Source organism: Novosphingobium sp. UBA1939 (assembly GCF_002336885.1).
GTDB lineage: Bacteria > Pseudomonadota > Alphaproteobacteria > Sphingomonadales > Sphingomonadaceae > Novosphingobium.
Genome location: NZ_DDFB01000056.1, coordinates 5,838 through 6,473, shown reverse-complemented (window position 1 = coordinate 6,473; position 636 = coordinate 5,838). Strand labels below are relative to the sequence as shown.

At 68.4% G+C, this 636-nt stretch carries 1 protein-coding gene; it reads right to left on the bottom strand.

What is annotated here, in order from left to right; translation table 11 throughout:
* A partial coding sequence (locus B3547_RS08465) for a biotin/lipoyl-binding protein (RefSeq protein ID WP_292962066.1) occupies positions 1–462 on the bottom strand: 462 nt, incomplete at its 3' end.
* Positions 463–636: the final 174 nt, after the last annotated feature.

Below are 636 nucleotides of genomic sequence, written 5' to 3'. Positions count from 1 at the left end.
CGAGGCGTGGCCAGCATTGGCCTGCGCCGCGCGGATCGTCGTCGCCGCGGCACCCGCCTGCGCACGGGCGAGAGCCTCTTCGCTGCCCTGCCGGACCAGCGCGGCCTTTGCCGCCGCCACGGCCGCCCGCGCATCGGCAAGATCGGCTTCGGCCGTCGCACGGCGCGCGCCATATTCCTCGGGATCGATGCGCAGCAGCGGCGCGCCCGCGCGGACTGCCTGGTTCTCCTCGACCAGCACCGCGCTGACGAAGCCCTTGATGCGGGGCGCCACGCTGGTCGCATCGGCGCCGACATAGGCATCGTCGGTGGACTGGCTGGCCGGCTCGGACAGGATCCAGGCCGCGCCCAGCCCCGCTGCGACAAGCGCCGCCCCTGCCGCGATCACCGCGCGCGGCGCCCTGCGCCGGGGTGCCGGCACCACCGCGTCATCAACCTGGGATTCCGATGTGCGCTGAAGCATGGAAATGCACTCTTGCTGATATGATGATCGTAATATATATGTTGTTCATCATTCGTCCAGAGGGAAAATTGCCACCATGCCCAGATGGTCTTTCGCGCGCTTCGGCACGGACTGGTCGGACGATCCGACGGCCATGCCCACGGCCCGCAAGTTCCTGATCTTCGGATTGATGGC